Source organism: Streptomyces laculatispora (assembly GCF_017353455.1).
Classification (GTDB): Bacteria; Actinomycetota; Actinomycetes; order Streptomycetales; family Streptomycetaceae; genus Streptomyces; species Streptomyces laculatispora.
Window position 1 is genome coordinate 20,443 of record NZ_JAFMPZ010000066.1, and the last position, 23,559, is coordinate 44,001.

The following is a 23,559-nucleotide window of genomic DNA, read 5'->3' on the forward strand; positions in this document are numbered from 1 at the left end:
TGTCGTCCGTGGACCCGTGGCGCACGGACGGCGTCCGTACGGGCGCCCCGCACCGGCTCAGCGGATGTGGCGCCCCGAGATCGCCCGCGCGATGACCAGGCGCTGGATCTCGCTGGTCCCCTCGAGGATCGTGTAGATCTTGGCGTCGCGGTACATCCGCTCGACCGGATGCTCCCGGCTGTACCCGGCGCCGCCGAGGATCTGCACGGCCTTCTCCGTTGCGGACACGGCGAGTTCACCGGCGCGCAGCTTGGACATGGAACCCTGCCCCGCGTCGAAGGTCCGGTCGTTGCGGGCCATCCAGGCGGCCTGCCAGATCAGCAGCCGCACGGACTCGATCTCGGTACGGATGTCGGCCAGCGCGAAGGCGATCGACTGGTTCTCGATGATGGGACGGCCGAACGCCTCGCGCTGTCCGGCGTACTCCAGCGCGTACTCGTACGCCGCGCGCGCGATGCCCAGCGCCTGGGCGCCGACGGTGGGGCGGCTGACCTCGAAGGTCGCCATCGCCGCCTGCCCCTTGGCGTTGCCGCCCTCGCGGGCGCGGGCGAGCCGGGCGTCCAGCTTCTCCTTTCCGCCGAGCAGACAGTGCCCCGGGACCCGGACGTCGTCCAGAAAGACGTCCGCTGTGTGCGAGGCGCGCAGGCCGAGCTTCTTGATGGTGCGGCCCGCCTCCAGGCCCTTCGTGGCGGGCGGCACGATGAACGCGGCCTGCCCGCGGGCGCCGAGCGCCGGGTCGACCGAGGCGACGACCACATGGATCCCGGCGATCCCGCCGTTGGTGATCCACGCCTTCTGGCCGGAGAGCACCCACTCGTCCGCGGCCTCGTCGTAACGGGCCTTCGTGGCCATGGCGGAGACATCCGAACCGGCCTGTGGTTCGGAGACGCAGAACGCCGCCACCTTGGGGTCGTCCTCGTCGCCATAGCACTGCGGAACCCACTCGGCGAGCTGGTCCGGTGTGCCGGAGGCGAAGATCCCGGCCACGGCGAGGGAGGTGCCGAAGAGTGCCATGCCGATTCCGGCATCGCCCCAGAACAGTTCCTCGTTGGCTATCTGGAGGGAGAGCCCTGTGGGGTCGCCGTACATGTCGGCCAGCGACTCGAACCCGTACAGGCCGATCCGGGCCGCTTCCTGGATGACCGGCCAGGGGGTCTCCTCGCGGGCGTCCCATTCGGCGGCTGCCGGGCGCACCACCTGGGCGGCGAAGCCGTGCACCCAGTTGCGGAGGTCCTGCTGCTCCTCGGTGAGGGCGAGGGAGAAGTAGCTCATCGGCTCAGGCCTTCGGGATGTCGAAGTACCGGGTGAGGCCCGAGGCGAGGCCGACGTCGCCGGCCACCTTCAGCTTGCGCATCATGAACATCGTGACGGGATTGCCGTTGCCGGAGACCAGTTTGAGGAACTCGGCGTCCCCCATCACCAGGGTCGTGCGCGGTTCGGCCTCGGAGCGGCCCTCGCTGACGGTGCAGCTGCCGTCCGCGATCGAGGTCTCGAAAACCGCGTCGGTGTCCCCGGTGATCTTCCAGCGGATCAGCGCGTTGAGCTGTCCCGCGGCGTCCGGGCGGAACTGCTGCCTCATCCGGCCGAAGACCTCACCGAGCACCCGGGTGCGCAGTTCACCGTGCATGACCTCGCCGAGCTGCTTGGCGGACAGACCCTTCACGATCCGGGCGAACTCCGGCGGGGAGACGGCCGCGAAGTCGAGTGCGGCCAGTTCACCGGTGAGGTTGCCGCTGCTGTTGTCGGCCACGCCAGTTCCTTACTCTGGAGTAAACTTACTTTTGAGTAAGGTAAGCGCCGGTCCGCCCCACCGCAAGGCGGGGCCGGGCGCCGGTGCGCCGCGGGGGAGTCACCAGGAGCTGCCGGGGCGCACCGTCAGCAGGGGGTGATGGGCGGCCAGGAGCTTATTGGCGCGGGCCAGTTCCGACAGGGCGTGCTCACGGTCGGCCTGGTCCTCGATGCCGAGCCGTGGACCGCGGAACCTGCGGACCTCGCGCGCGGCGCACTCGGCGTCGAACTCCGCCTCCAGGATGTGCGGCGGGATGCAGGACCCGATCAGTGCGGCGACCCGGTCCGGGATCGGCACGGGGACGAGCAGGTGCGAGGCGGTCATGGGGGTTCCCTCTCGAATGGTGGCCAGGAGGTCGTGCGGTACGGCCGCCGGGCGGGCGGCCGACTCCTCCATGTGTACGGGACGCAGTTCCGGGTTTCTCGTTGAGAACGTCTCCGTGTGGCAACCGTTTGGGAGTGACCGGGTATTTCGCCTTACCCATAAGTAAGTTGACTCGACGCGAGGGCCGTGATCCGGCCGGAAACCGTTCTGCGGGACTACTACAGGGCGGATTCCTGACTCCGGGCCTGCAGTTGCAGCGCCCGCAGTACCGCCTCGGTGGAGAACCTGCTCTCGGGGTCGACCAGTTGCTCGCCGAAGATGGACTCCAGGTTGCGCATGCGGTAGCGGACGGTCTGCGGGTGCACATCCAGGAGTTCGCCCATGTGGGCCGCGGTGCCGCGGGTGTCGAGCCAGATGCGCAGTGTCTCCACCAGCCGCTCCCGGCGGGTGGCGCTGATCGCGGCGATGGGCGCGAGTTCGCGCTGGGCGAGCTGGTCCAGGAGGACCGGGTCGGACAGCAGCCACAGCGTGATCAGGTGGTCCTCGCAGAGGACGAACGGCGCGTCGTCGATGACGCCCGTGTCGACGAGTTCGAGGATCCTCCTGGCCCAGCGGATCGAGTCCGAGGCCAGAGCGGTGGGGACGGTCAGCCCGATCGCGGCGCGGGTGCCGAGGAGCGACTGGTCGAGCATGGATCTTCGCGCGTCGTCGAGGGGCCCCGGGATCAGTAAGTGCGGCTGGGGATCGCTGAGATCGGCCAGTACGTCTCGGTCGGCGCTGACCCGGTCGAGCCCGGCGGGGGCGCGCACCGCGACGAGGGTGACCTCCTTGGGCAGTGTCCACCCGGTCTGCTCGCACAGCTCGGCGATGGCGGAACGGGGGACGGGGCGCCCGGCCAGGATCAGGTGCAGCAGACGCCGGCGCATGGCCTCGCCCTGTTCGCCGCTCTGGGACTGCACCTCCAGGAACCCCTCGCGGGAGAGCGATTCGAGCTCGTCTATGTAGGTGAAGAGCGCGTCGGCGAAACTGAGCATCAGGGTCGGCGAGAAGTTGTAACTGCGGCCGACCTTCTTCGCCCGCCGCAGTGCGACGCGGGCCCCGAGCCGATAGGCGCCCTGAAGCGTTTCCATGGTGCGGCCTTCATATGCCTCGAACCGTCCGAACCGGCGGCACATGTCGTCACGCAGTGATGTCGATGTGGACGGTTCGGCGACCAGGTCCACGAACGAGGAGAGGCTCTGTTCGACGCCGACCCGGATGGCATGGCCATTGGGGCCGCTGAGAAGACGCGCGTATTCCGGATAGGCCCGGGTGACCTCGACGCCGATCTCCTTGATGAGACTCGGGAGTTCGGGCCGCATGATCGCGGCGAACTCCTGGGGAAGCGGTCCCAGCGGATCCCCCGTGTCCAATGGCGAAATGACTTTCGGCATGACGTGTCCCCTTGCTCTCCGGCGCCCGGTGGGGGTGAGGCGGTGGGGGACCGCGCTCCCACGAACCGACAGGTGCGTATCAAGTCCGCGATGAAGATAGACCAAGTCAGCGGCCATGCGCACCACTTGTGCAAGATCGAAGTGCAAGGTGCACACACTTCCGCCCTGTTGCGGGGCTCCGGCGCAGGTGGGGTGGGAGTGGTCAATTTCGGACAACAGTCGAGAGTGTGGCTGGTACCACCATGTACGGGCGTCGGCGAAGTCCGGACGACCGGCCGGACCGGGGCCGTCCTCCAGCCGGTTGAGCGGCGTCCGGTCCGGACGGCCGGCCCGGGCCGGGAAATTGCGCACCAAGTGACAATTGATCTGAGCCGTTTAGTGACCTACGGATGACAAAAACAGCTGCTGGCGAGAATCTTCGCCAGCAGGATTGTGCTGGAAGTTTCTCGCAAGTAACGTCACGGCCTGTCACAGATTATATGTGGCCGAGAGTGTACGTCTCCCCTCGGAGAATTGGTTCGTAGTCGTGCTTCCTGCCCCTTGGGCAGCTGTGGAGCACGTCCCCGCAAGCAGTGCCACCCGCATTGTCGAATCGGAGGAACTAACTGTGCGTAATGCCCTCAAGAAGATCGCCGTCGCCACCGGCGTGGCTTCCGTCGCCGTCGTGCTCGGGGCCACCCAGGCCATGGCGATCCCCGCCACCACATGGACCGTCGCGCCCAACCCGGCCCCGTTCACGGCTGTCTCGACCAACACGGTCCTGTCGGTGAGCGGGATTCCGCTCACCTGCCCGACGGCGGGCGCGAGCGGATCCGCGTTCAGCGCCACCGGCAACCCCGCCACCGTCGGCAACATCACCTCGGCCACCTTCGGCACGACGGCAAGCCCGTGCACGAGTGCTCTCGGCCCGGTGACGCCGGTCGCCACGACCACGCCGGCCTGGCAGCTCGTGGCGCAGGACTACGCCTCCGGTGTGACGACCGGCTACATCAAGAACATCCAGGCCAAGCTCACGGTCCTCACCTGCACCTTCAACGTCACGGGTGAGGTCAACGCGACGTACACCAACAGCACCAAGAAGCTGGCCGTCTCCAACAGCACCCGCCAGCTGACCGTCTCGGGTGCCACCGCCGCGTGTGCCGGCATCGTCGCCAACGGAGCCCACCCGACCTTCACGGGCACCTACAGCGTCACCGGGATCACGAGCATTGTCGGCAGCTGACGGACTGCCGGACAGTCGAACCAGCAGACCGCACCGCGGGATTCCTGCCGTGCGGTCTGCACCGTCGATGGAAGGGAATGACGAAGCATGATGACGCGCGGCACAACGGGGCGGAGCCGTGGGCGTGCGACGGCACGGAGCGGAGCCGTTCTGGCCGCGGTCCTCATGGCCGGAATGATCCCGGGTGCGCAGGCATCCGCCGGTGGTCGTGACGTTCGCATCGATGTGAAGTACGGCTGCGACTTTCCTTCCGGGGCCAAGAAGGTCGCGGTCCGGGTGTCCGCGACGGTTCCGGAGGAGGCCGCGGTCGACCAGCCCGTTCAGCTCAGCGACGTGAGCACCGAGCTGACCCTGCCCGAGGCCGGACTGCCGGACCTGGCCGACGTGGGGACGGCCGGCGTCGAGGTGGAGACGCAACTGACCATGGGCGTGGCGCAGGGTGACCACACCGCCTCGACCGTGTGGATCGGGACCACCGGTGATCCGGTGGCCGTCCCGGATACGGGGGAGTTCACCTTCACCTCCTCCGGAGCCGTTCCCTCGGTGACCGCCGGCTCGTCCGGCGACCTCACCTTCACGGCGGGGAAACTGACCGCACTGCTGACCTCGCCGAAGCCGGACAGCGCGTCCGCCGAGCCCTCGGCCGAGCCCGCGGCCGTACTGCTGACGTGCACTCCGGAGCCGGACCAGGACCTGGCACTCGGAAGCGTGCCGGTCGCCGGCGACCCGCAATGGCCTTCGCCGGAGCCCTCCGGGACCGAGGAGGGAAAGGCCGCCGGAAGCAGCGGACCCGATCGTGACGCCGGGACTCCGAAGGTGGGCGATCCGGCGAATTCCGTCCTCCAGGACGGGAAGGCACCGCGCTGCGTGGGTGACCCGGAGGACCAGTTCAGCCTGAACGCCTATGTCACCGGCTACGCGAACGTCGCCAAGCTCAAGAGCGCCACGCTGTTCCCGGTCGCGTGCACGCAGATCGAGCAGGGCGCGACCGAGATCAAGATCCTGGACGGCCTTGTCCATCTGTTCCAGGATTCTACGGCGACGCTGGACTATCAGGGCAAGCCGCAACTGCCTCCGGCCACAGGCACGTTCCTGACGTTCGGCTTCATGCCGACGACCGCGACCCTGGAGATGACCCAGATCCCACCGGCCGCCGGTCCGGACGGCAAACCGGCGCCCAATATCCACTCCGACCTGAAGATCCTCGGCCCGGGCAACAGCGAGGGCAAGACCACCATCGAAATCCAGCTCCAGTTGCGGCTGCACGACGTGAAGGTCAACGGCGTCGCCCTGGACGTCGGCGCCAACTGCCGTACGGAGCGTCCGTTCACCCTGCCGCTGCAGGGAGACATGGTTCTCAAGGACGGGGTTCAGACCGGCTACACACTGGTCACGGGCGGTGTGCTCACCGGCCAGGTCACCCTTCCGCCGTTCTCGGGGTGCGGTGTCGGTGAGGACCTGGACGATCTCTTCACCGCCTCCATATCGGGTGTTCCCGGCGCCGTGAAGCAGGTCCAGGCGGCGCCCTGCGCGGCGGCACAGCAATCGCCGACCGTGTGCACGCAGGACAGCCAGCCGGTTCAGGTTCCCAAGCCGCAGCGCTGATTCCCTTCCCGTCCTGCTGCTTTCTCCACCGGAACCGAATCATTCCATTCCGCTCAGCCCACCATGAATTGAGGGAGTAATGAGAGCTGTCCCGAAGAGATGGCGCACCGGCCTGCTCGCCGCCGGCGCCGCCGCGGTGGTCGCGATTCCGCTGACACCTCTTTCCGCCTCGGCGGCCGTCACCGCCGCGAACCTCAACGGGCACTGGGCGCCCTTCTCCCGCTGCCCCGTCGACGATCCCGCCATGCTCGCGGCGGACGGCCAGGACTTCGTGGCGTCGTGTGTGTCCTCGTACTCGCCCAGCGGTGCCATCAAGCTGGGCAGTACGGAGGCCACCACCGGCGCCAACGACATGCAGTTCGGTGTCATCCAGGACACGGCCGCCGGTACGTTCAAGGTCGTTCCGCCCGCGGGCGGGGCGATCGTCGGTGCGCCGACGTCGATACCCGGCGGGCTGCTCGGGCTCATGTGCCCCAGTGACATTCCGGTCGTCACCGCCGTCTGCCAGCAGATCACCGACGTCAGTCTGAACAAGGTGAAGGCGACGGTGGAGTCCGCCGGTACGCCCACCGAGTTCAATCTGCCGGCCGGGCTGAGCACCGGGCAGCCGATCGTGAAGCTGCCCGTGCGGATACACCTGGAGAACCCGCTCCTCGGCTCCAACTGCTACATAGGCTCGGCCGCGGACCCGGTGATTCTGCGTCCGCAGAACACCACTGCTCCGGCCATCGCCATCCAGCGGTTCGACGGTGACGGCACGCCCAACGCCACCGAGGGCGCGATGCTCAGGTTCGCGCTCACCGGAAACAACCAGGGCGACACCACGTTCTCCGTGCCGAAGGCCACCGGCTGCGGTCTGGGCGGAATCCTGAGCTGGGCGGTGAACCTGAAGACGGGCCTGCCGTCCACCTCCGGGAACAACCACCTCACGCTGAACAACGCCTCGACGTACAGCGGTGCGCTCACCGCCCCGGGGCTCGTCCTTCCCAACGACGGGAAGGTGCTTTCCCAGTACTGGCACTCCGCGGTGAAGTAACGCCGGCGGACGCGCAGAGGTACGCTGTCCCGCTCTGCTCTCCGTGTATTTCCTCGCTGTGCATGACGATGCCCGCCCCGTCCGGGAAATCTCCTGGGCGGGGCGGGCATCGTCGTGGGCTGTTCCATACGAAAGTGAGCACAGTGAAGGGTGGCGGGAGTTCCAGGAGGGCTCAACTTTCGACAACCCCACGTGGGTCCCTGCTCACCTCCGTACAAAAACAACCCTGCCGTGAACAGCTGCGCAAAAAGTTCAGGGACCGCTATTGCGAAGGCAGGTTACTGAGCCGTAGCGTCCCAGGTGAGCAGCGCGGAAACGCGTCCGCAACTGTTCGTTCGACGCACGTGGAGTCCAGGTCGCGCCCCCCTTGACCCGGATTCCGCACCGGGATTGCCTCGGCCCCGAACTCTCCGTCCGGGGGCGGCGCTCCCGCTGTCGGGGTCTCGCGGCTCCGGCCTCCGTGGACCGGGGGCCCCGACTCGTACGCCGGAGATCTTGCGCAGATTCCGACAAAGCCGGTGCACGGCTTTGTCACTCGGTGACAAGTGATCCACACCGAGCACCTTGTTCGTCGATTTCCGCTGTTCAACGGCTTGTCCTGGCGGTTTCGGCGGACATAACGTGCGCCTCCTGGTGCATGTGTGACGAGCCGCCATTGGATTTCTCAGAGCCGGAGCGCTGACAGATGACTTCGTTCACCGACACGTCGAGGGAGGGCCGATGGGAATCGAAGTAGTCGTTGAAGGCCTTACGAAATCCTTCGGTAAACAGAACATCTGGCAGGATGTCAGCCTCACTCTGCCCGCCGGTGAAGTGAGCGTGATGCTCGGTCCTTCCGGTACCGGAAAGACCGTCTTCCTGAAATCCCTCATCGGTCTGCTCAAGCCCGAGCAGGGGCGCGTACTCATCAATGGCGTCGACATGGTGAACAGCCCCGAGCGGAAGATCATGGAGACCCGGAAGCTCTTCGGTCTCATGTTCCAGGACGGTGCGCTCTTCGGATCGATGTCGCTCTTCGACAACATCGCCTTTCCCTTGCGCGAGCACACCCGCAAGAAGGAATCCGAAATCCGCCGGATCGTCATGGAGCGGATCGATATCGTCGGCCTTCTCGGCGACGAGGACAAACTGCCCGGCGAGATATCCGGCGGTATGCGCAAACGGGCCGGCCTGGCGCGCGCCCTCGTCCTGGACCCGCAGATCATTCTCTGCGACGAGCCGGACTCCGGGCTCGACCCGGTCCGCACCGCCTACATCTCCCAGCTGCTCATCGACCTCAACGCACAGATCGACGCGACGATGCTGATCGTCACCCACAACCTCGACATCGCGGCCACCGTCCCGGACAACATGGGCATGCTCTTCTGCCGCAACCTCGTCACCTTCGGACCGCGCGAGGTCCTGCTGACCAGCGATCTGCCCGTCGTCTCGCAGTTCCTCTCCGGCCGCCGCGAAGGACCCATCGGCATGTCGGAGGAGAAGGACGCCGCCACGCTCGCCGCCGAGGAGGTCAACGGCTACGGGCAGGGCATCAGTTCGGCCAACGCCGTGCGCACCGTGGTCCCGCAGCTGGAGCCCTCGCCGGGCCTGCCCGTACGGCAGGGCGCGCTGCGCCGCCGGGAACGGGTCATGTCGATGATGGGGCAGCTGCCGGAGGCCGCCCGTACGGCTATCCTGAACAGCTACAGCCCGGCCGCCGGCGGTGGACGCCCGTGACCGCCCCCATACCGGTGCGGCCCCCCGGGCCGCCCGCGGACCGGGTGCCGGAGAAGGCGCCCGAACAGAGACGCCCGACCCGGCTGTTCGCCCCGCTGCGCGAGACGGGCAGGCTCTTCACCCTTGCCGGGACCGTGTGCCGCGAGACCTTCCGCCGGCCCTTCCAGGTGCGGGAGTTCATCGAGCAGTTCTGGTTCGTCGCCAGCGTCACCATCCTGCCCGCCGCCCTCGTCTCCATCCCGTTCGGTGCGGTCATCGCGCTCCAGGTCGGCTCCCTCACCCAGCAGCTCGGCGCCCAGTCGTTCACCGGCGGTGCCAGCGTCCTCGCCGTCATCCAGCAGGCCAGCCCGATCATCGTGGCGCTGCTGGTCTCCGGGGCCGCCGGGTCGGCCATCTGCGCCGACCTCGGATCACGCAAGATCCGCGAGGAGCTCGACGCGATGGAGGTCATGGGCGTCTCGCCCGTCCAGCGCCTCGTCGTCCCGCGGGTGCTGGCCACCATGCTGGTGGCCGTCCTGCTGAACGGACTGGTCTCCGTCGTCGGCACCCTCGGCGGCTACTTCTTCAACGTGATCCTGCAGCACGGCACCCCCGGCGCCTATCTGTCCAGCTTCTCCGCCCTGGCCCAGCTGCCCGACCTGTACATCAGCGAGATCAAGGCCCTGATCTTCGGCTTCATCGCGGGCATCGTCGCCGCCTACCGCGGCCTCAACCCGCGCGGCGGGCCGAAGGGGGTCGGGGACGCGGTCAACCAGTCCGTCGTCATCACCTTCATGCTGCTGTTCTTCGTGAACATGGTCCTCACGGCGATCTACCTCCAGATCGTCCCCGCGAAGGGGAGCTGACCGATGTCGATGCTCAGCTGGCTCGACCGATCCGGTGACCAACTCACCTTCTACGTAAGGGCGCTGCTCTGGATCCCCAGGACCCTGCGGCGCTATCTCAAAGAGGTGCAGCGGCTCCTCGCCGAAGTCGCCTTCGGCAGCGGCGGCCTCGGCGTCGTCGGCGGCACCATCGGCGTGATGATCGCGATGACGCTGGCCACCGGAACGGTCGTCGGCCTCCAGGGGTACGCGGCGCTCAACCAGATCGGCACCGCCGCCTTCACCGGCTTCATCTCCGCCTACTTCAACACCCGTGAGATCGCCCCGCTCGTCGCCGGACTCGCGCTCTCCGCGACCGTGGGAGCGGGCTTCACCGCGCAGCTCGGCGCCATGCGGATCAACGAGGAGATCGACGGCCTGGAGGCGATGGGGGTGCGGTCCATGCCCTACCTCGTCACCACCCGCATCATCGCCGGGGTCGTCGCCATCATCCCGCTCTACGCGATCGGGCTGCTCTCCTCCTACGTCTCCTCCCGCTACGTCACCGTCCTGTTCAACGGGCAGTCGGCCGGCACCTACGACCACTACTTCAATCTGTTCCTGTCCCCGCAGGACGTGCTGCTGTCGGTGCTCAAAGTGCTGATCTTCAGCGTGATGGTGATCCTCGCGCACTGCTACTACGGCTTCCACGCCACCGGCGGACCCGCCGGGGTGGGGGTGGCGGTCGGCCGGTCGGTGCGCAACGCGATCGTGCTGATCAGCGTCACCGACTTCTTCCTCTCGCTCGCCATCTGGGGCGCCACGACGACGGTGAAGGTGGCCGGCTGATGAACACCCGGACCACGCAGACCGCTCGCCGCAGACTCGCCGGAGTGGCCCTCCTGCTCGTGCCCGCCGTACTCATCTGGGTGTCGGTGGCCGTGTACAACAAGGACTTCACCGACGACGCGACCGTGACGGTACGGACCGCGAGCGTCGGCAACGAGATGCACGACAACGCCGATGTGAAGCTGCGCGGAGTCGTCATCGGGCAGGTCCGCGACATCTCGGCCGACGGCGAGGGCGCCCGCCTCACCCTGGCCATCCAGCCCGGCAAACTCGACCGGATCCCGGCCGACGTGACCGCCCAGATGCTGCCCACCACCCTGTTCGGCGAACGGTTCGTGGCGCTCGTACCGCCCGCCGTGCCGTCGGCGCGGACGCTGCGGGCCGGAGCCGTCATCCCGCAGGACCGCTCCAGCAACGCCATCGAACTGGAAGAGGTCCTCGACAACGTCCTGCCGCTGCTGACCGCGGTGCAGCCGGAGAAGCTCTCCGCCACCCTCAACGCGGTCTCCCAGGCACTCCGGGGACGCGGCGAGAAGCTCGGCGACACCCTCGTCAGGCTCGACGCGCACCTCCAGAAGTTCAACCCCCAGCTCCCCACGCTCAACGCCGACATCAAGGAACTCGTCAAAGTGAGCAGGGTGTACGGGGACGCCGCACCGGACGTCCTGGACGCACTCACCGACTTCACCACCACCAGCGGCACCATCGCCGACCAGCAGGCGGAGCTCGCCGATCTCTACGGCTCCACGACCGCCTCCGCGCATGACCTCACCACGTTCCTCCAGGAGAACAAGGACAACCTGATCCGGCTCTCCGCCACGGGCAGGCCGACGCTGGAACTCCTCGCGAAGTACTCCGACGAGTTCCCCTGCACCCTGCGGACCGTGGCCGGGTTCGTCCCGGCGATGGACAAGGCGCTCGGCAAGGGCACCGGACAGCCCGGCCTCCACGTCACCGTCAAGTCCGTGAAGTCCAAGGGGAAGTACGTGCCCGGCAAGGACACCCCGGTCTACGACGCGACCGGCGGACCGCACTGCTACTCCGTGCCGTACGTCGGCACGGCCGCGCCGACGGCCGCCGGACGCGCTGCCGCATCGCCGGCCCCCGGCGACAAGGCGGCCGCCGGCGAGGCGGCCGGCACCGGGCCCAAGGCCACGGACACCTCTCTCGGCATGCCCAACTCCCCGCAGGAGAGCCGGCTCGTCAACGAGCTGGTCGCTCCCTCACTGAAAGTCCAGCCGCAGACCCTGCCCGACTGGAGCAGCGTGCTCATCGGTCCGGCCTTCCGCGGCGCGGAGGTGAAGCTCAAGTGAAGCGCCGCTCCCTCGCGGGACCGCTCGCGAAATCGATCGTCTTCATCCTGGTGACCGTCCTGGCCACCACCGTCCTGGGGCTGTCCATCGCCAACACCGGGGTCGGTGACACCACCACGTACAAGGCGAGGTTCACCGACGCCACCGGGCTGATCGTCGGCGACAGCGTACGGATCGCCGGGGTCAAGGTCGGGCAGGTCGAGTCGATCAAGGTCGCGGACAAGCGGCTCGCCGAGGTCGGCTTCGCCGTCCGCAAGGGGCGCAGCCTCCCCGCCTCGGTGACCGCCTCGATCAAGTACCTCAACATGGTCGGCCAGCGCTACATCGACCTCGACCAGGGCGCCGGACCGGTCGGCAGGAGCTTCGACGCCGGAGCGACCATCCCGCTCTCACGCACCACACCCGCGCTCGACCTGACCCAGCTCTTCAACGGCTTCCAGCCGCTCTTCGAAGGACTGTCCCCGCCCGACGTCAACCAGCTCGCCGGCTCCATCGTCCAGGTGCTCCAGGGCGAGGGCGGCACCGTCGACAGCATCCTCCAGCACGTCGGCTCACTGACCTCCACGGTCGCGGCCAAGGACAAGGTGATCGGTGAGGTGATCAAGAACCTCAACACGGTCCTGAAGACCGTCAACGACCGGGAGGCCGGCTTCAACGACCTCGTCGACACGCTCCAGCAGCTCGTCACGGGCTTCTCCGGCGACCGCAAGCCGCTCGGACAGGCAGTCACCGCGATGGGCGCGCTGACCACCGTCACCGCCGACCTGCTCCAGGACGGACGCCAGCCCCTCAAGGACGACATCAAGCAGCTCGGGCGGCTCTCGGACCAGCTGGGCAAGGGAACCCCGCAGATCGAGAACTTCCTGAAGAAGACCCCGGCCAAGATGGAGGCGATCGGCCGCCTCGCCTCGTACGGGTCCTGGCTCAACCTCTATCTCTGCGAGGCCAGGGTCAGCGGTGTGACCACCGAGGACGGCAGCGCGCCGCCCACCGGCATCGCGATCACCCAGCCGAGGTGCCTGGCATGAGAATCAAACCCCTGCGGGAACGCAACCCCGTCGCCATCGGCATCGCCGGACTCCTCGTCCTGGCCCTCATCGGCTTCGGCGCCTACCGCGCCGACTCGCTGCCCTTCATCGGCGGCGGCACCACCTACACCGCCGACTTCACCGAGTCCGCCGGGCTCGGCGACGGCGACGAGGTACGGATCGCCGGCGTCAAGGTCGGCGAGGTCACCGGAGTCTCGCTCGACGGCGCCAGGGTGAAGGTCAGCTTCCGGGTCAAGGACGCCTGGATCGGCAACTCCTCCACCGTGGGCATCGCCATCAAGACCCTGCTGGGCGACAAGTACCTCGCCGTCGACCCGCTCGGCACGGGGCCGCAGGACCCGGACCGGCGCATCACGGTGAGCCGTACCACCTCTCCGTACGACGTCACCCAGGCCTTCAACGGACTCGGCGAGACCATCGGCGAGATCGACACCAAGCAGCTCGCCAAGAGCTTCGAGACGATCTCCGCCACCTTCAAGGACTCGCCGCCCGATGTGAAGAGCGCCGCCGACGGGCTCTCCGCACTCTCCAGGACCGTGTCCCAGCGCGACGCCCAGCTGGCCACGCTCCTCAAGGGCAGCAAGCAGCTGACCAAGACCCTCGCCCACAAGAAGAGCAGCTTCGAGACCCTGCTGGAGGACGGCAACCTGCTCCTCGGCGAGATCCAGGCCCGGCGGGACTCCATCCATCTGCTGCTCACCGGCACCCGGGACCTCGGCACCCAGCTCACCGGCCTGGTCGCGGACAACAACAAGCAGCTGAAGCCCACCCTGGAGTCGCTCGGCCGGGTCACCGCCGTCCTGGTGAAGAACCGCAAGAGCCTCGACAAGGTGCTGTCGCTGGCGGGTTCCTACAACCGGCTCGTCGGCAACACGATCGGCAACGGCCGCTGGCTCGACAACTACGTCTGCGGGGTCGTCCCGAGGGACTACCTCCCCGCCGGCACGCCCCCGGCGACCGGATGCATGCCACCCAAGCAGCAAGGCGGCCGCTGACATGAGAATCACGCGCATCGTCGGCATCGGCGCCGGACTCGCCGTCGTGGCCGTCGCGGCCACCTCCGGCGTGCTGGCCATGGACGACGAGGGCAGGACGACCGTCACCGCCTACTTCGACCAGGCCACCGGCGTGTACGCCGGATCGGACCTGCGGATCCTCGGAGTGAAGGTCGGCACCGTCGAGTCGGTGCGGCCGAAGGGAGAGGAGGTCGAGGTCAGGCTCCGCGTCGACAAGGGCGTCAAGGTGCCCAAGGACGTGCATGCCGTGGTCGTCGCCCCCAGCCTGGTCGCCGACCGGTACGTCCAGCTCGCCCCCGCGTACAAAGGGGGACCGGTGCTGGCGGACGAGGCCGAACTGCCCGCTTCACACAACGCGACCCCGGTCGAGGTCGATCAGCTGTACGCCTCCATCACGGAACTCTCCACCGCGCTCGGGCCCGACGGGGCCAACGCCGACGGCGCGCTGGCGAAGCTCCTGGACACCGGAGCGAAGAACCTCGACGGCAACGGAAAGGCGATCGGGGACTCCATCGAGCAGTTCGGCAAGGCGACGAAGACCCTCGACAAGAGCAGCGGGAACCTCTTCGGCACCCTGTCCTACCTGCAGACCTTCACCACCATGCTGAAGGACAACGACGGCAACGTCCGCGAGGCCGAACAGCAGCTCAACTCGGTCACCGGATTCCTCGCCGACGACAAGTCGAACCTCAGCGCGGCCCTGAAGGAACTGGGCACCGCCCTCGGCCAGGTCAAGACCTTCATCAAGGACAACCGAGGCGTCCTGAAGGCGAACGTGGACGCCCTGGTGCCGGTCACCCAGACCCTGGTCGACCAACGGGCCTCGCTCGCGGAGTCGATGGACACGCTGCCGCTCGCCGCGGACAACGTGATCAAGGCCTACGACCCGTTGAACCGCACCATCAACGGCCGCACCAACCTCAACGAGCTCTCCATGGGCGGACCACTCACGGACGAGTCCGCGGGCCTGAGCGGACTCTCGCCCGTGGACGCCGCCCGCCAGCAGGCGCTGCCCTCGCTGCCGCTGCCCGCCGTGGGCACCGTCTACGGCACCCCCGACAAGACCGCCACGCAGAAGAAGGGGGCGAAGCGATGAGCCGCGTACCGCGCCGACCCGGCGCCCGCGCGACCGGCGTCGCCGCCGTGCTCGCGGTGGGCGTCGGCCTGGCCCTGATCGTCACCACGGTCGACCTGCCGACGTTCACCGGCATCGACCAGGTGCCGCTGCCCGGCGGCGCGGACCTCGGCGACCACCCGTACGAGATCACCGCCGAGTTCGGGGACGTGCTCAGCCTCGCCCCGCAGTCCTCGGTGAAGGTCAACGACGTGGCCATCGGCCGGGTCACCAAGATCTCGCTGGCCCCGGGCAGCTGGAACGCCAAGGTCACCATGCGGGTCAACGGGAGGATCAGACTCCCCGCGAACGCGTACGCGCACCTGGAACAGTCCAGCCTGCTCGGCGAGAAGTACATCCAGCTCTCGCCCCCCGCATCCGGCACCGCCAAGGGCGCCCTCGCCGACGGGGACCGCATCCCGCTCGCCCGGACCAACCGGAACCCGGAGGTCGAGGAGGTGTTCGGCGCGCTGTCGATGCTCCTCAACGGCGGTGGCATCAACCAGCTGAAGACCATCACCACCGAGCTCAACAAGGCGCTGACCGGACAGGAACCCCAGGTCCGCTCCATGCTCAGCCGGGTCAACACCCTCGTCACCGACCTGGACGACCACAAGGGGGACATCACCGACGCCCTCGACGGCGTCAACCGGCTGTCCGCCACCCTCGCCACCCGCAAACAGGACGTCGGCACGGTCCTCACCAAACTCAGCCCCGGCATGAAGGTCCTGGAGAAGCAGCGCGGCTCGCTCATGACGATGCTGCGCTCGCTCGACACGCTCTCCACCGTCGCCGTCGACACGGTGAACAAGAGCAAGGCCGACATGGTCGCCGACCTCAAGGCCCTCGCACCCACCCTCCAGGCCCTCGCCGACTCCGGCCAGGACCTGCCCGACTCGCTCCAGGTGCTGCTGACCTACCCGTTCACCGATGAGGTGCTGCGCGGCGTGAAGGGCGACTACCTCAACGTCTACCTGGATGTGACGGCGCTGCCCGGCACCCAGATCATTCCGCCGCTCGACCCGGCCGGCGGCACCACACCCCCGGCCGTCCAGGGCAGCACGGCCCAGAAGTCCGGTGCGGCCCTGCCGCTGCCGCTTCCCTCGGTCACGGGGCCGGCCACGAAGGGGAGCAACCGATGATCACCCTGGCCATCCGGCTCAAGAACATCGCCTTCCTGATCATCGCGGTGCTCGTCCTCGGCTACCTCGGGGTGCGCTACGCCGACCTCGGCCACTACGTCGGCATGCGCAGCTACTACACCGTCAAGGTCCAGCTCCCGCAGACCGGCGGCCTGTTCACCCACTCCAACGTCACCTACCGGGGCGTGTCCGTGGGCCGGGTCGGGCCGATCGAGCTCACCGACGACGGGGTGGAGGCCGAACTCCGCATCGAGAAGGGCTCCCCGCCCATCCCGGACGCACTCAAGGCCGTCGTCGCCAACCTCTCCTCGGTCGGCGAGCAGTACATCGATCTGCGCCCGACCCGCACCGAGGGCCCGTACCTGGCGAACGGCTCCGTCATCGACCAGGCCGACACCACGATCCCGGCCCCCGTCACCGACGTACTCACCAGCGTCGACGACCTCGCCGGCTCCGTCGACCTGGAGTCGCTGCGCACGGTCGTCGACGAATTCGGCACCGCCTTCGAGGGGCGCGGCGACGACCTCCAGGTACTGCTCGACACCAGCAGTGACTTCGTCCAGGCGGCCGACGACGCGCTGCCCGTCAACACGCGGCTGATGATCGACGGCGAGACCGTGCTGCGCACCCAGGCCGAACAGGGCGACGCGCTCAAGGGCTTCGCGTCCGGTGCCGAGGAACTGGCCGCCGAGCTGAAGGGGTCCGACACCGATCTGCGCAAGCTGATCGCGGTCGCCCCCGACGCCACCGGCCAGATCAGCGGACTGCTGCGGGACCTGGACCCGAGCTTCGGCGTGGTCGTCGCCAACCTCCTCACCACCTCGGACGTCGCCGTCACCCGGCAGCGCGGACTGGAGGAACTGCTGGTGAAGCTGCCGGCGGTCGCGGCCGTGGGCTCCAGTGCCGTGGACGAGAACGGCGCCCGGTTCGGTATGTCCGTCACCTTCTTCGAGCCGCTGCCCTGCACCTCCGGCTACGGCGGGACGACCTACCGCAACGGGCTCGATGTCACGGCCGGCCCCGCGCTCAACACCAAGGCCCGCTGCACCTCGTCGCCCGGAACGGGCGTCAACGTCCGGGGCAGCGCGAACGCACCGAAGGGCGGGGCCCTGCCCCCGCCGGCCAAGCCCGGATCGATGCTCCTGGGCGACGACAGGTCGACGGACCGGCTTCCCGGGGCACTCGGTGTCACCCCCGACACCGCCCCGGCCGCCGACGGCATGGCCGGTCTGCTGGGTCTCGGCCAGGGAGGCGGCTCATGACATCGCGTACGAGGACATCGATCGGCTGGGCCGCACTGCTCGCCGCCGCAATTCTGATCTGCGCACTCGGCGGCTGGTCGTACGCCCGGGCGCGCGGCGACGACGACCTGGCGTACGCCAAGAGCCGGGACACCGCGCTGGCCGACGGGAGAGCGCACCTCGCCCGGCTCAACAGCCTGGACGGCAAGGACGCCAAGAGCGTGGACGCCGGTCTGAGCAGCTGGCTCCGGTCCTCGACCGGCCCCCTGCACGAACAGCTGAAGCGCACCCGGACCAAGGACGCGAGCGAGCTGACGAAGTCCGGTTCCACGGCGAGGGGCAAGGTCACCGACGCGGCGCTCACCGCGCTCGACGAGCGGACCGGTACCGCGCAGCTGATCGCGACCGTCGATGTCCGGGTGACTCCGCGCACCGGCAAGGGCGGCACCGAACGCAAACGGTTCGAGGCCACCCTCGCCCGGACCGAGGACGGCTGGAAGGTCAAGGCACTGACGGCGATACCGGTCGGGAGCGGCACATGAAGCGGCAGGGAGGGGCGACGGTCGTGACCACCGGCACGGATGTGGAGGGCGTCGGGGAACTCGGGGCAACCGCGGACGGGGAACGCCCGCAGGAGCCCGGAACGGACGTGTCCGGAACGCGGGAGCCGGTAACGGACGTGGCCGTAACGGAGGAGTCCGCGAAGGACGAGCCGGGGCAGGACGAGCCGGCGTCCGGCGCGGGCCGCCGCAGGCTGCGCCTCGTGGCAGGGGTACTGGTCGTGGCGCTGCTCGCGGCCGGTGGCGGTCTCTTCGCCATGGGCCGTCAGCTGCGCGACACCCCCGCCACCTCCAACACGGCGCTCACCGACAGCGAGGCGACCACCCGGGTCGCGGGAGATGTCACCAACGCGCTCGGCAAGGTCTTCTCCTACAGCCCCTCGGCCACCGCCGTCACCAAGGAGTCGGCGAAGCAACTGCTGGCGGGCAAGGCACTCCAGCAGTACGCGGCGCTGTTCGGCCAGGTCGAGAAGCAGGCAGCCGACCAGAAGCTCACCCTCACCACCCATGTCGTACGCGCCGGAGTGACCCGGCTGACCCACGACAGCGCGCATCTGCTCGTCTTCCTGGACCAGGTCTACGAACGCCAGGGCAAGGCCGCCAGTACGGCGGCGGCGCAGCTCTCCGTCACCGCCCAACTGCGCGACGGACGCTGGACGATCGTAGAGATCACCTCCAGATAGCGCTGTACGGCAGTACGTCCGCACAGCGGCACCGAACAGCGCACCGCACGACTCAGCACAGCACGGCACGGCACAGGGCCGGCAGGGAGAGGCAGCAATGGCACGGGTACGGATGACGAGGAATCCGCTGGTGGCGGCGGCGATCGTGCTGACGGTCGCGGCGGCCGGTGCGGCGGGCTGGGGCGGAGTGTCCCGGTACCAGGCATCGCACGACGACTCGGCGGCGTACGCGCAGACCCGCGACGACGCGCTGGCCGCGGGCGAGCAGGCCGTGCAGAACATGAACACGCTCGACCACCAGCGGCTGGCCAAGGGGCTCGACAGCTGGGAGGACTCCACCACCGGCGACCTGCACCAGCAACTCGTCGACGGACGGGACGCGTTCGTGAAGCAGATCCAGGAGGCGAAGACCGTCAGCACGGCCAAGGTGCTGTCCGGTGCGGTCACCGAGCTCGACGACCGGGCCGGCCGGGCCGGGGTCATGGTGGCGCTGCGGGTGACCGTGACCGCGCCGAAGGGCAAGCCCGCGGTGAAGGAGAGCCGGATGCTCGGGCAGCTCACCCGCACCTCCGAGGGGTGGAAGCTCAGCGCCCTCGGTCAGGCGCCCGTCGGCAACACGGCCGGCTGACGCCACCGACTCCCACCCCGCACCGAGAGGACCCCCGGACATGTCGACGACCCGTCACCTCGTCAACCGGCAGCGCCGCCTGGCCACCGTCGCCGCAGCAGCACGCACCGCCACGACCGCCACCGTGCCCAGGCCCGCCGAGCCGGACGCCGAGCCCGCGGACAGCGGGGCCGAGGGCGCCACGGCAGCCGGCGAGGACAGCCCCGGCGCCGGGAGCGAACCCGAGGGGGAGCCGGAGAAGGAGGGGTCGCGGTCCGGGCGGCCACTTGGTCCGAGGGCCTCACTGCCCGCGGTCCTGTGCGTCCTGACCGTGCTTCTCGGTTCCTTCGCCGCCTGGGCTCTCACCTCGGCGGGCAGCCTGCGGGACGACCCCGGCCGGCAGAACACCGCCCTCACCGACATCAGCAGCACCAGTGAGGTGAAGGGGCAGATCACCGAGGCGGTGGGCGCGGTGTTCTCGTACAACTACGCCTCGCCCGCCAGGGCCGACACCGCCGTGAAGACCTACCTGGTGGGCAAGGCGGTACAGCAGCACGAGGACATGCTCGCCGACGTAAGGGCGCAGGCACCCAAGCAGAAGCTCGTCCTCACCACGACCGTCACCGAGAGCGGCGTGCAACTGCTCGACGGCGACCGGGCCCGGCTGCTGATCTTCGCCGACCAGAGCAACACCCGTACCGGCAAGTCGCAGGAGACGACCTACGCCGCGGCGATGTTCGCCGTGGACGCGGTTCGCCGGGGCGGCACCTGGCGGATATCGGCCATCGACACGTTCTCCCGGTGAGCCGGGGGAGAGGAGAGCACGCATGAGGTTCAACGGCACCATGCGCCGCGGACTCGGCGGCACCGCAGCCGCCGTCGCCGCGATGGCAGCGCTCACCGCCTCCCAGGGACCGGGGCTCGTGGCGCATGAGGAGACGCAGGAACAGCGTCAGGAGTCCGACGAGGTCACGTGGTCGGAGGTGCCCAACGACGACTCCTACCACACCGAACTGCCGCCGCTGAAGAGCCCCGAGCCCCCGAAGCCGGGCGTCAAGCAGAGCCCGGCCGTCGCCGCGTCGTGGGCCGAGGCGGGGATTCCGGCCACGGTGCTCGCCGCCTACCGCAGGGCGGAGAGCTCACTGGGACGCAGCGACCCGGGCTGCGGGCTGCCGTGGCAGTTACTGGCGGCCATCGGCAAGGTCGAGTCCGGGCACGCGGGCGGGGGCAGGGTCGACGCCCGCGGCACGACGCTCTCGCCGATCCTCGGACCGGTGCTCAACGGCGCGGGATTCGCCAACATCCCGGACACCGACGGCGGAGCGTACGACGGGGACAAGACCTTCGACCGGGCGGTCGGCCCGATGCAGTTCATCCCCTCGACCTGGGCGCACTGGGGGCGGGACGGCAACGGCGACGGGCGCAGCGACCCGGGCAACGTCTACGACGCGGCCCTGGCCGCCGGGTCCTACCTCTGCGCCGGACCGCGCGATCTGACGGTACGGGCCGATCTCGACCGGGCGATCCTGAGCTACAACCACTCGGACACCTATCTGCGCACCGTGCTGTCCTGGCTGGAGTTCTACCGCAAGGGCACCCATCCGGTCACCGACGGCAAGGGCCCGGCACCAGTCCCGACCCGTCCACCAGTCCGGACCCCGACCCGACCACCACGAAGCCCGGTCCGGGCTGCGCGACGGACTCCCCGTCGCCGGACCCGAGCGACACCACCGGGGCCACGGAGTCTCCGTCGCCCGAGCCGAGCACGACCCCGGAGCCCTGCACCACGCCCTCGGTGCCGCCGGCCGCCGACTGATCCCGGGCCCGTTCGGCCCGGGCGGGCACTCCGGTTCAGCCACCGGCCGAGAGCACCGCGGCCAGGTCGTACCGCACCACCTCTTCCAGCTGCGCGTACGTGCAGGTGCCGGGGGTGCGGTCCGGCCGCCACCTGCGGAACTGGGCCGTGTGCCGGAACCGGTCGCCCTCCATGTGGTCGTAACCCACCTCGCAGACCCGCTCCGGGCGCACCGGCACCCACGACTGGTCCTTCTTCCCGGACCACCGGCTCGGGGTGCCGGGCAGCCGGGCGTGCTCGTGCGCCTCGGCGTCCTGCCAGGCCCCCCAGGGGTGGCCGGTGAAGTCCGTGAGCAGCGGCTCCAGTTCGGTGACCAGCTCCGCGCGGCGTTTCATCGGGAAGGCCGCGCAGACCCCCACGTGCTGGAGGACGCCCGCCTCGTCGTACAGGCCGAGCAGCAGCGATCCGACGACCGGGCCGCTCTTGTGGTGGCGGTAGCCCGCCACCACGCAGTCGGCGGTCCTCTCATGCTTGATCTTGTACATCACCCGGGTGTCCGGCCGGTAGGGCAGATCGAGCGGTTTGGCGACGACCCCGTCGAGACCGGCCCCCTCGTACTGTTCGAACCACTCCTGCGCGACGGCCGGGTCGGTGGTCGCCGGGGCGAGGTGGACGGGCGCCGAGACGCCGGACAGTGCGGCCTCCAGCACCGTTCTGCGTTCCGACTGCCGTGTGCTCAGGAGCGAGTCGTCGTCCACCGCGAGGATGTCGAAGGCGACCAGACTGGCCGGGGTCCGCTCGGCGAGCTGCCGCACCCGGGAGTCGGCGGGGTGGATGCGCTCGCTGAGCCGGTCGAAGTCGAGCCGTCCCTCGTACGCGATCACGATCTCGCCGTCGATCACACAGCGGGCCGGCAGGCTGTCCCGGACCGCGGTGACCAGCTCGGGGAAGTAGCGGGTGAGCGGCTTTCCGGTGCGGCTGCCGATCACCACCTCGTCGCCGTCCCGGTGCACGATCGCCCGGAAGCCGTCCCACTTGGCCTCGTACTGCATCCCCGGCGGGATCCGGGACACGGACTTGGCGAGCATCGGCTTCACGGGCGGCATCACCGGCAGATCCATGCCCCGATTGTGGACCGCCCGGCAGCCGGAGTCTCCCGATATGCGCCATATGTGTGCCCGGCCTACCGTGGCCGACATGGCAGCAGCGGGCAAAGCGGTGGAGCTGGACGCGGGCGGACGTCCCGTCCGGCTGTCCAGTCCGGACAAGGTCTACTTCCCGGAGAAGGGCTATACCAAGAAGGACGTGGCCGAGTACTTCCTGGCCGTGGGCCCCGGCATCACCCGCGCCCTGCGCAACCGGCCGACCACCCTCCAGCGCTTCGTGGACGGGGTCGAGGGTGAGTTCTTCTACCAGAAGCGGGCCCCGAAGAACCTGCCCGAATGGATCCCCACCGCCGAGATCACCTTTCCCAGCGGCCGCCCCGCCGACGAGATCTGCCCCACCGAGGTGGCCGCCGTCATCTGGGCCGCCAACCTCGGGACGCTCACCTTCCACCCCTGGCCGGTCCGGGGCGGTGACACCGACCATCCCGACGAGCTGCGCATCGACCTCGACCCCCAGCCCGGCACCGACTACGCCGACGCGGTGCGGGCCGCCCACGAGCTGCGCTCCGTCCTGGACGACCACGGCCTGCGCGGCTGGCCCAAGACCTCCGGCGGCCGCGGTATCCATGTCTTCGTCCCCATCGAGGCCCGCTGGACCTTCACCGAGGTCCGGCGGGCGACCATCGCGGCGGGCCGCGAGCTGGAACGCCGGATGCCGGACCGGGTGACCACCGCCTGGTGGAAGGAGGAGCGCGGCGAGCGGATCTTCGTCGACTTCAACCAGACCGCCCGGGACCGCACGATCGCCTCGGCCTACTCCGTACGTCCCCGACCGCACGCCCCGGTCTCGGCGCCCCTGCGCTGGGAGGAGATCGACGACGCGGAACCGCGCGACTTCGACATCCGGACCATGCCGGTGCGGTACGCGGAAGCGGGTGATGTGCACGCGGACATGGACGAGCACGCCTTCCGGCTCGACCGGCTGCTGGAGCTCGCCGACCGCGACGAGCAGGAGCGCGGGCTGGGCGACATGCCGTACCCGCCGGAGTACCCGAAGATGCCCGGCGAACCGAAGCGGGTGCAGCCGAGCCGCGCCCGGCACGACCAGGACGGCGACGCATGAGCGACCCCGGCCCCGACCCGGCTCCGCCCGGAT

General features: G+C 69.1%; 23 protein-coding genes and 1 pseudogene. 18 read left to right on the plus strand and 6 right to left on the minus strand.

The annotated features are described in order from the left end of the window. Positions 1-57 precede the first annotated feature (57 nt). The 4 genes from J1C73_RS03170 to J1C73_RS03185 form a co-directional block, all read right to left on the minus strand. On the minus strand, positions 58-1,272 hold the full coding sequence (locus J1C73_RS03170; RefSeq protein ID WP_207314984.1) for an acyl-CoA dehydrogenase family protein: 1,215 nt from the start codon (positions 1,270-1,272) through the stop codon (positions 58-60). 4 nt (positions 1,273-1,276) lie between these two features. Beyond that, the gene (locus J1C73_RS03175; RefSeq protein WP_207314985.1) at positions 1,277-1,750 is read right to left on the minus strand and encodes an SCP2 sterol-binding domain-containing protein; all 474 of its coding nucleotides are present in this window, start codon (positions 1,748-1,750) and stop codon (positions 1,277-1,279) included. A 99-nt stretch (positions 1,751-1,849) separates the two neighbouring features. Continuing rightward, positions 1,850-2,113, minus strand: coding sequence for a hypothetical protein (locus J1C73_RS03180; RefSeq protein ID WP_123466344.1), 264 nt, complete (start codon positions 2,111-2,113; stop codon positions 1,850-1,852). A 218-nt stretch (positions 2,114-2,331) separates the two neighbouring features. Continuing rightward, positions 2,332-3,546 (minus strand): PucR family transcriptional regulator, encoded by a 1,215-nt coding sequence (locus tag J1C73_RS03185; protein WP_207314986.1) that lies wholly within the window; start codon positions 3,544-3,546, stop codon positions 2,332-2,334. 607 nt (positions 3,547-4,153) lie between these two features. On the opposite strand from J1C73_RS03185, the gene J1C73_RS03190 reads away from it, so the two are divergent. The 17 genes and pseudogenes from J1C73_RS03190 to J1C73_RS35615 form a co-directional block, all read left to right on the plus strand. Continuing rightward, the gene (locus tag J1C73_RS03190) at positions 4,154-4,768 is read left to right on the plus strand and encodes a hypothetical protein (protein ID WP_207314987.1); all 615 of its coding nucleotides are present in this window, start codon (positions 4,154-4,156) and stop codon (positions 4,766-4,768) included. A gap of 165 nt (positions 4,769-4,933) precedes the next feature. Then, complete coding sequence (locus tag J1C73_RS03195; RefSeq protein ID WP_242643642.1) at positions 4,934-6,373, plus strand: DUF6801 domain-containing protein; 1,440 nt, start codon at positions 4,934-4,936, stop codon at positions 6,371-6,373. A gap of 79 nt (positions 6,374-6,452) precedes the next feature. Then, the gene (locus tag J1C73_RS03200; RefSeq protein ID WP_207314989.1) at positions 6,453-7,409 is read left to right on the plus strand and encodes a hypothetical protein; all 957 of its coding nucleotides are present in this window, start codon (positions 6,453-6,455) and stop codon (positions 7,407-7,409) included. A 720-nt stretch (positions 7,410-8,129) separates the two neighbouring features. Further along, a complete protein-coding gene (locus tag J1C73_RS03205; RefSeq protein ID WP_207314990.1) occupies positions 8,130-9,125 on the plus strand; it encodes an ABC transporter ATP-binding protein in 996 nt (331 codons plus the stop codon). Beyond that, positions 9,122-9,970 (plus strand): MlaE family ABC transporter permease, encoded by an 849-nt coding sequence (locus J1C73_RS03210; RefSeq protein ID WP_123464353.1) that lies wholly within the window; start codon positions 9,122-9,124, stop codon positions 9,968-9,970. Before J1C73_RS03205 ends, J1C73_RS03210 begins: the two co-directional genes overlap by 4 nt. Before the next feature lie 3 nt (positions 9,971-9,973). Further along, positions 9,974-10,777 (plus strand): MlaE family ABC transporter permease, encoded by an 804-nt coding sequence (locus tag J1C73_RS03215; RefSeq protein WP_073734361.1) that lies wholly within the window; start codon positions 9,974-9,976, stop codon positions 10,775-10,777. After that, positions 10,777-12,090 (plus strand): MCE family protein, encoded by a 1,314-nt coding sequence (locus tag J1C73_RS03220; RefSeq protein WP_123464355.1) that lies wholly within the window; start codon positions 10,777-10,779, stop codon positions 12,088-12,090. The genes J1C73_RS03215 and J1C73_RS03220 overlap by 1 nt, the downstream gene beginning before the upstream one ends. Beyond that, on the plus strand, positions 12,087-13,118 hold the full coding sequence (locus J1C73_RS03225) for an MCE family protein (protein WP_207314991.1): 1,032 nt from the start codon (positions 12,087-12,089) through the stop codon (positions 13,116-13,118). The genes J1C73_RS03220 and J1C73_RS03225 overlap by 4 nt, the downstream gene beginning before the upstream one ends. Further along, on the plus strand, positions 13,115-14,134 hold the full coding sequence (locus tag J1C73_RS03230) for an MCE family protein (RefSeq protein WP_207314992.1): 1,020 nt from the start codon (positions 13,115-13,117) through the stop codon (positions 14,132-14,134). The genes J1C73_RS03225 and J1C73_RS03230 overlap by 4 nt, the downstream gene beginning before the upstream one ends. A gap of 1 nt (position 14,135) precedes the next feature. Continuing rightward, complete coding sequence (locus tag J1C73_RS03235; RefSeq protein ID WP_207314993.1) at positions 14,136-15,251, plus strand: MCE family protein; 1,116 nt, start codon at positions 14,136-14,138, stop codon at positions 15,249-15,251. Beyond that, the gene (locus J1C73_RS03240; protein WP_207314994.1) at positions 15,248-16,411 is read left to right on the plus strand and encodes an MCE family protein; all 1,164 of its coding nucleotides are present in this window, start codon (positions 15,248-15,250) and stop codon (positions 16,409-16,411) included. The genes J1C73_RS03235 and J1C73_RS03240 overlap by 4 nt, the downstream gene beginning before the upstream one ends. Further along, positions 16,408-17,673, plus strand: coding sequence for an MCE family protein (locus J1C73_RS03245; protein WP_207314995.1), 1,266 nt, complete (start codon positions 16,408-16,410; stop codon positions 17,671-17,673). Before J1C73_RS03240 ends, J1C73_RS03245 begins: the two co-directional genes overlap by 4 nt. After that, entirely contained in the window at positions 17,670-18,194 is a 525-nt protein-coding gene (locus tag J1C73_RS03250; protein WP_207314996.1) for a hypothetical protein, read from the plus strand. The genes J1C73_RS03245 and J1C73_RS03250 overlap by 4 nt, the downstream gene beginning before the upstream one ends. Continuing rightward, positions 18,191-18,895 carry a hypothetical protein gene (locus tag J1C73_RS03255; RefSeq protein ID WP_242643643.1) on the plus strand — a complete coding sequence of 235 codons (705 nt, stop codon included), beginning with the start codon at positions 18,191-18,193 and terminating at the stop codon, positions 18,893-18,895. Before J1C73_RS03250 ends, J1C73_RS03255 begins: the two co-directional genes overlap by 4 nt. Before the next feature lie 97 nt (positions 18,896-18,992). After that, positions 18,993-19,523, plus strand: coding sequence for an Rv1363c family protein (locus tag J1C73_RS03260; protein ID WP_123464370.1), 531 nt, complete (start codon positions 18,993-18,995; stop codon positions 19,521-19,523). 40 nt (positions 19,524-19,563) lie between these two features. Next, positions 19,564-20,307 (plus strand): hypothetical protein, encoded by a 744-nt coding sequence (locus J1C73_RS03265; RefSeq protein ID WP_207314997.1) that lies wholly within the window; start codon positions 19,564-19,566, stop codon positions 20,305-20,307. A gap of 559 nt (positions 20,308-20,866) precedes the next feature. Next, positions 20,867-20,920 (plus strand): annotated as a pseudogene (locus J1C73_RS35615) (hypothetical protein); the annotation flags it as partial. Between the two features lie 187 nt (positions 20,921-21,107). Here J1C73_RS35615 and J1C73_RS35620 read toward each other — a convergent pair. Both J1C73_RS35620 and J1C73_RS03275 read right to left on the minus strand, forming a co-directional pair. Beyond that, a complete protein-coding gene (locus tag J1C73_RS35620; protein ID WP_307797594.1) occupies positions 21,108-21,347 on the minus strand; it encodes a hypothetical protein in 240 nt (79 codons plus the stop codon). Between the two features lie 6 nt (positions 21,348-21,353). Continuing rightward, on the minus strand, positions 21,354-22,418 hold the full coding sequence (locus J1C73_RS03275) for an ATP-dependent DNA ligase (RefSeq protein ID WP_207314998.1): 1,065 nt from the start codon (positions 22,416-22,418) through the stop codon (positions 21,354-21,356). A gap of 97 nt (positions 22,419-22,515) precedes the next feature. Between J1C73_RS03275 and ligD the strand changes: the two genes are divergently transcribed. Then, positions 22,516-23,526 (plus strand): non-homologous end-joining DNA ligase, encoded by a 1,011-nt coding sequence (ligD, locus tag J1C73_RS03280; protein ID WP_207315001.1) that lies wholly within the window; start codon positions 22,516-22,518, stop codon positions 23,524-23,526. The last annotated feature ends 33 nt before the right edge of the window (positions 23,527-23,559 follow it).

Coding starts and splice junctions, on each gene's coding strand:
- J1C73_RS03170 (WP_207314984.1), bottom strand. CDS start 1,272: ATGAGCTACTTCTCCCTCGCCCTCACCGAGGAGCAGCAGGACCTCCGC.
- J1C73_RS03180 (WP_123466344.1), bottom strand. CDS start 2,113: ATGACCGCCTCGCACCTGCTCGTCCCCGTGCCGATCCCGGACCGGGTC.
- J1C73_RS03185 (WP_207314986.1), bottom strand. CDS start 3,546: ATGCCGAAAGTCATTTCGCCATTGGACACGGGGGATCCGCTGGGACCG.
- J1C73_RS03195 (WP_242643642.1), top strand. CDS start 4,934: ATGGCCGGAATGATCCCGGGTGCGCAGGCATCCGCCGGTGGTCGTGAC.
- J1C73_RS03200 (WP_207314989.1), top strand. CDS start 6,453: ATGAGAGCTGTCCCGAAGAGATGGCGCACCGGCCTGCTCGCCGCCGGC.
- J1C73_RS03205 (WP_207314990.1), top strand. CDS start 8,130: ATGGGAATCGAAGTAGTCGTTGAAGGCCTTACGAAATCCTTCGGTAAA.
- J1C73_RS03215 (WP_073734361.1), top strand. CDS start 9,974: ATGTCGATGCTCAGCTGGCTCGACCGATCCGGTGACCAACTCACCTTC.
- J1C73_RS03220 (WP_123464355.1), top strand. CDS start 10,777: ATGAACACCCGGACCACGCAGACCGCTCGCCGCAGACTCGCCGGAGTG.
- J1C73_RS03230 (WP_207314992.1), top strand. CDS start 13,115: ATGAGAATCAAACCCCTGCGGGAACGCAACCCCGTCGCCATCGGCATC.
- J1C73_RS03235 (WP_207314993.1), top strand. CDS start 14,136: ATGAGAATCACGCGCATCGTCGGCATCGGCGCCGGACTCGCCGTCGTG.
- J1C73_RS03240 (WP_207314994.1), top strand. CDS start 15,248: ATGAGCCGCGTACCGCGCCGACCCGGCGCCCGCGCGACCGGCGTCGCC.
- J1C73_RS03245 (WP_207314995.1), top strand. CDS start 16,408: ATGATCACCCTGGCCATCCGGCTCAAGAACATCGCCTTCCTGATCATC.
- J1C73_RS03250 (WP_207314996.1), top strand. CDS start 17,670: ATGACATCGCGTACGAGGACATCGATCGGCTGGGCCGCACTGCTCGCC.
- J1C73_RS03255 (WP_242643643.1), top strand. CDS start 18,191: ATGAAGCGGCAGGGAGGGGCGACGGTCGTGACCACCGGCACGGATGTG.
- J1C73_RS03260 (WP_123464370.1), top strand. CDS start 18,993: ATGGCACGGGTACGGATGACGAGGAATCCGCTGGTGGCGGCGGCGATC.
- J1C73_RS03265 (WP_207314997.1), top strand. CDS start 19,564: ATGTCGACGACCCGTCACCTCGTCAACCGGCAGCGCCGCCTGGCCACC.
- J1C73_RS03275 (WP_207314998.1), bottom strand. CDS start 22,418: ATGGATCTGCCGGTGATGCCGCCCGTGAAGCCGATGCTCGCCAAGTCC.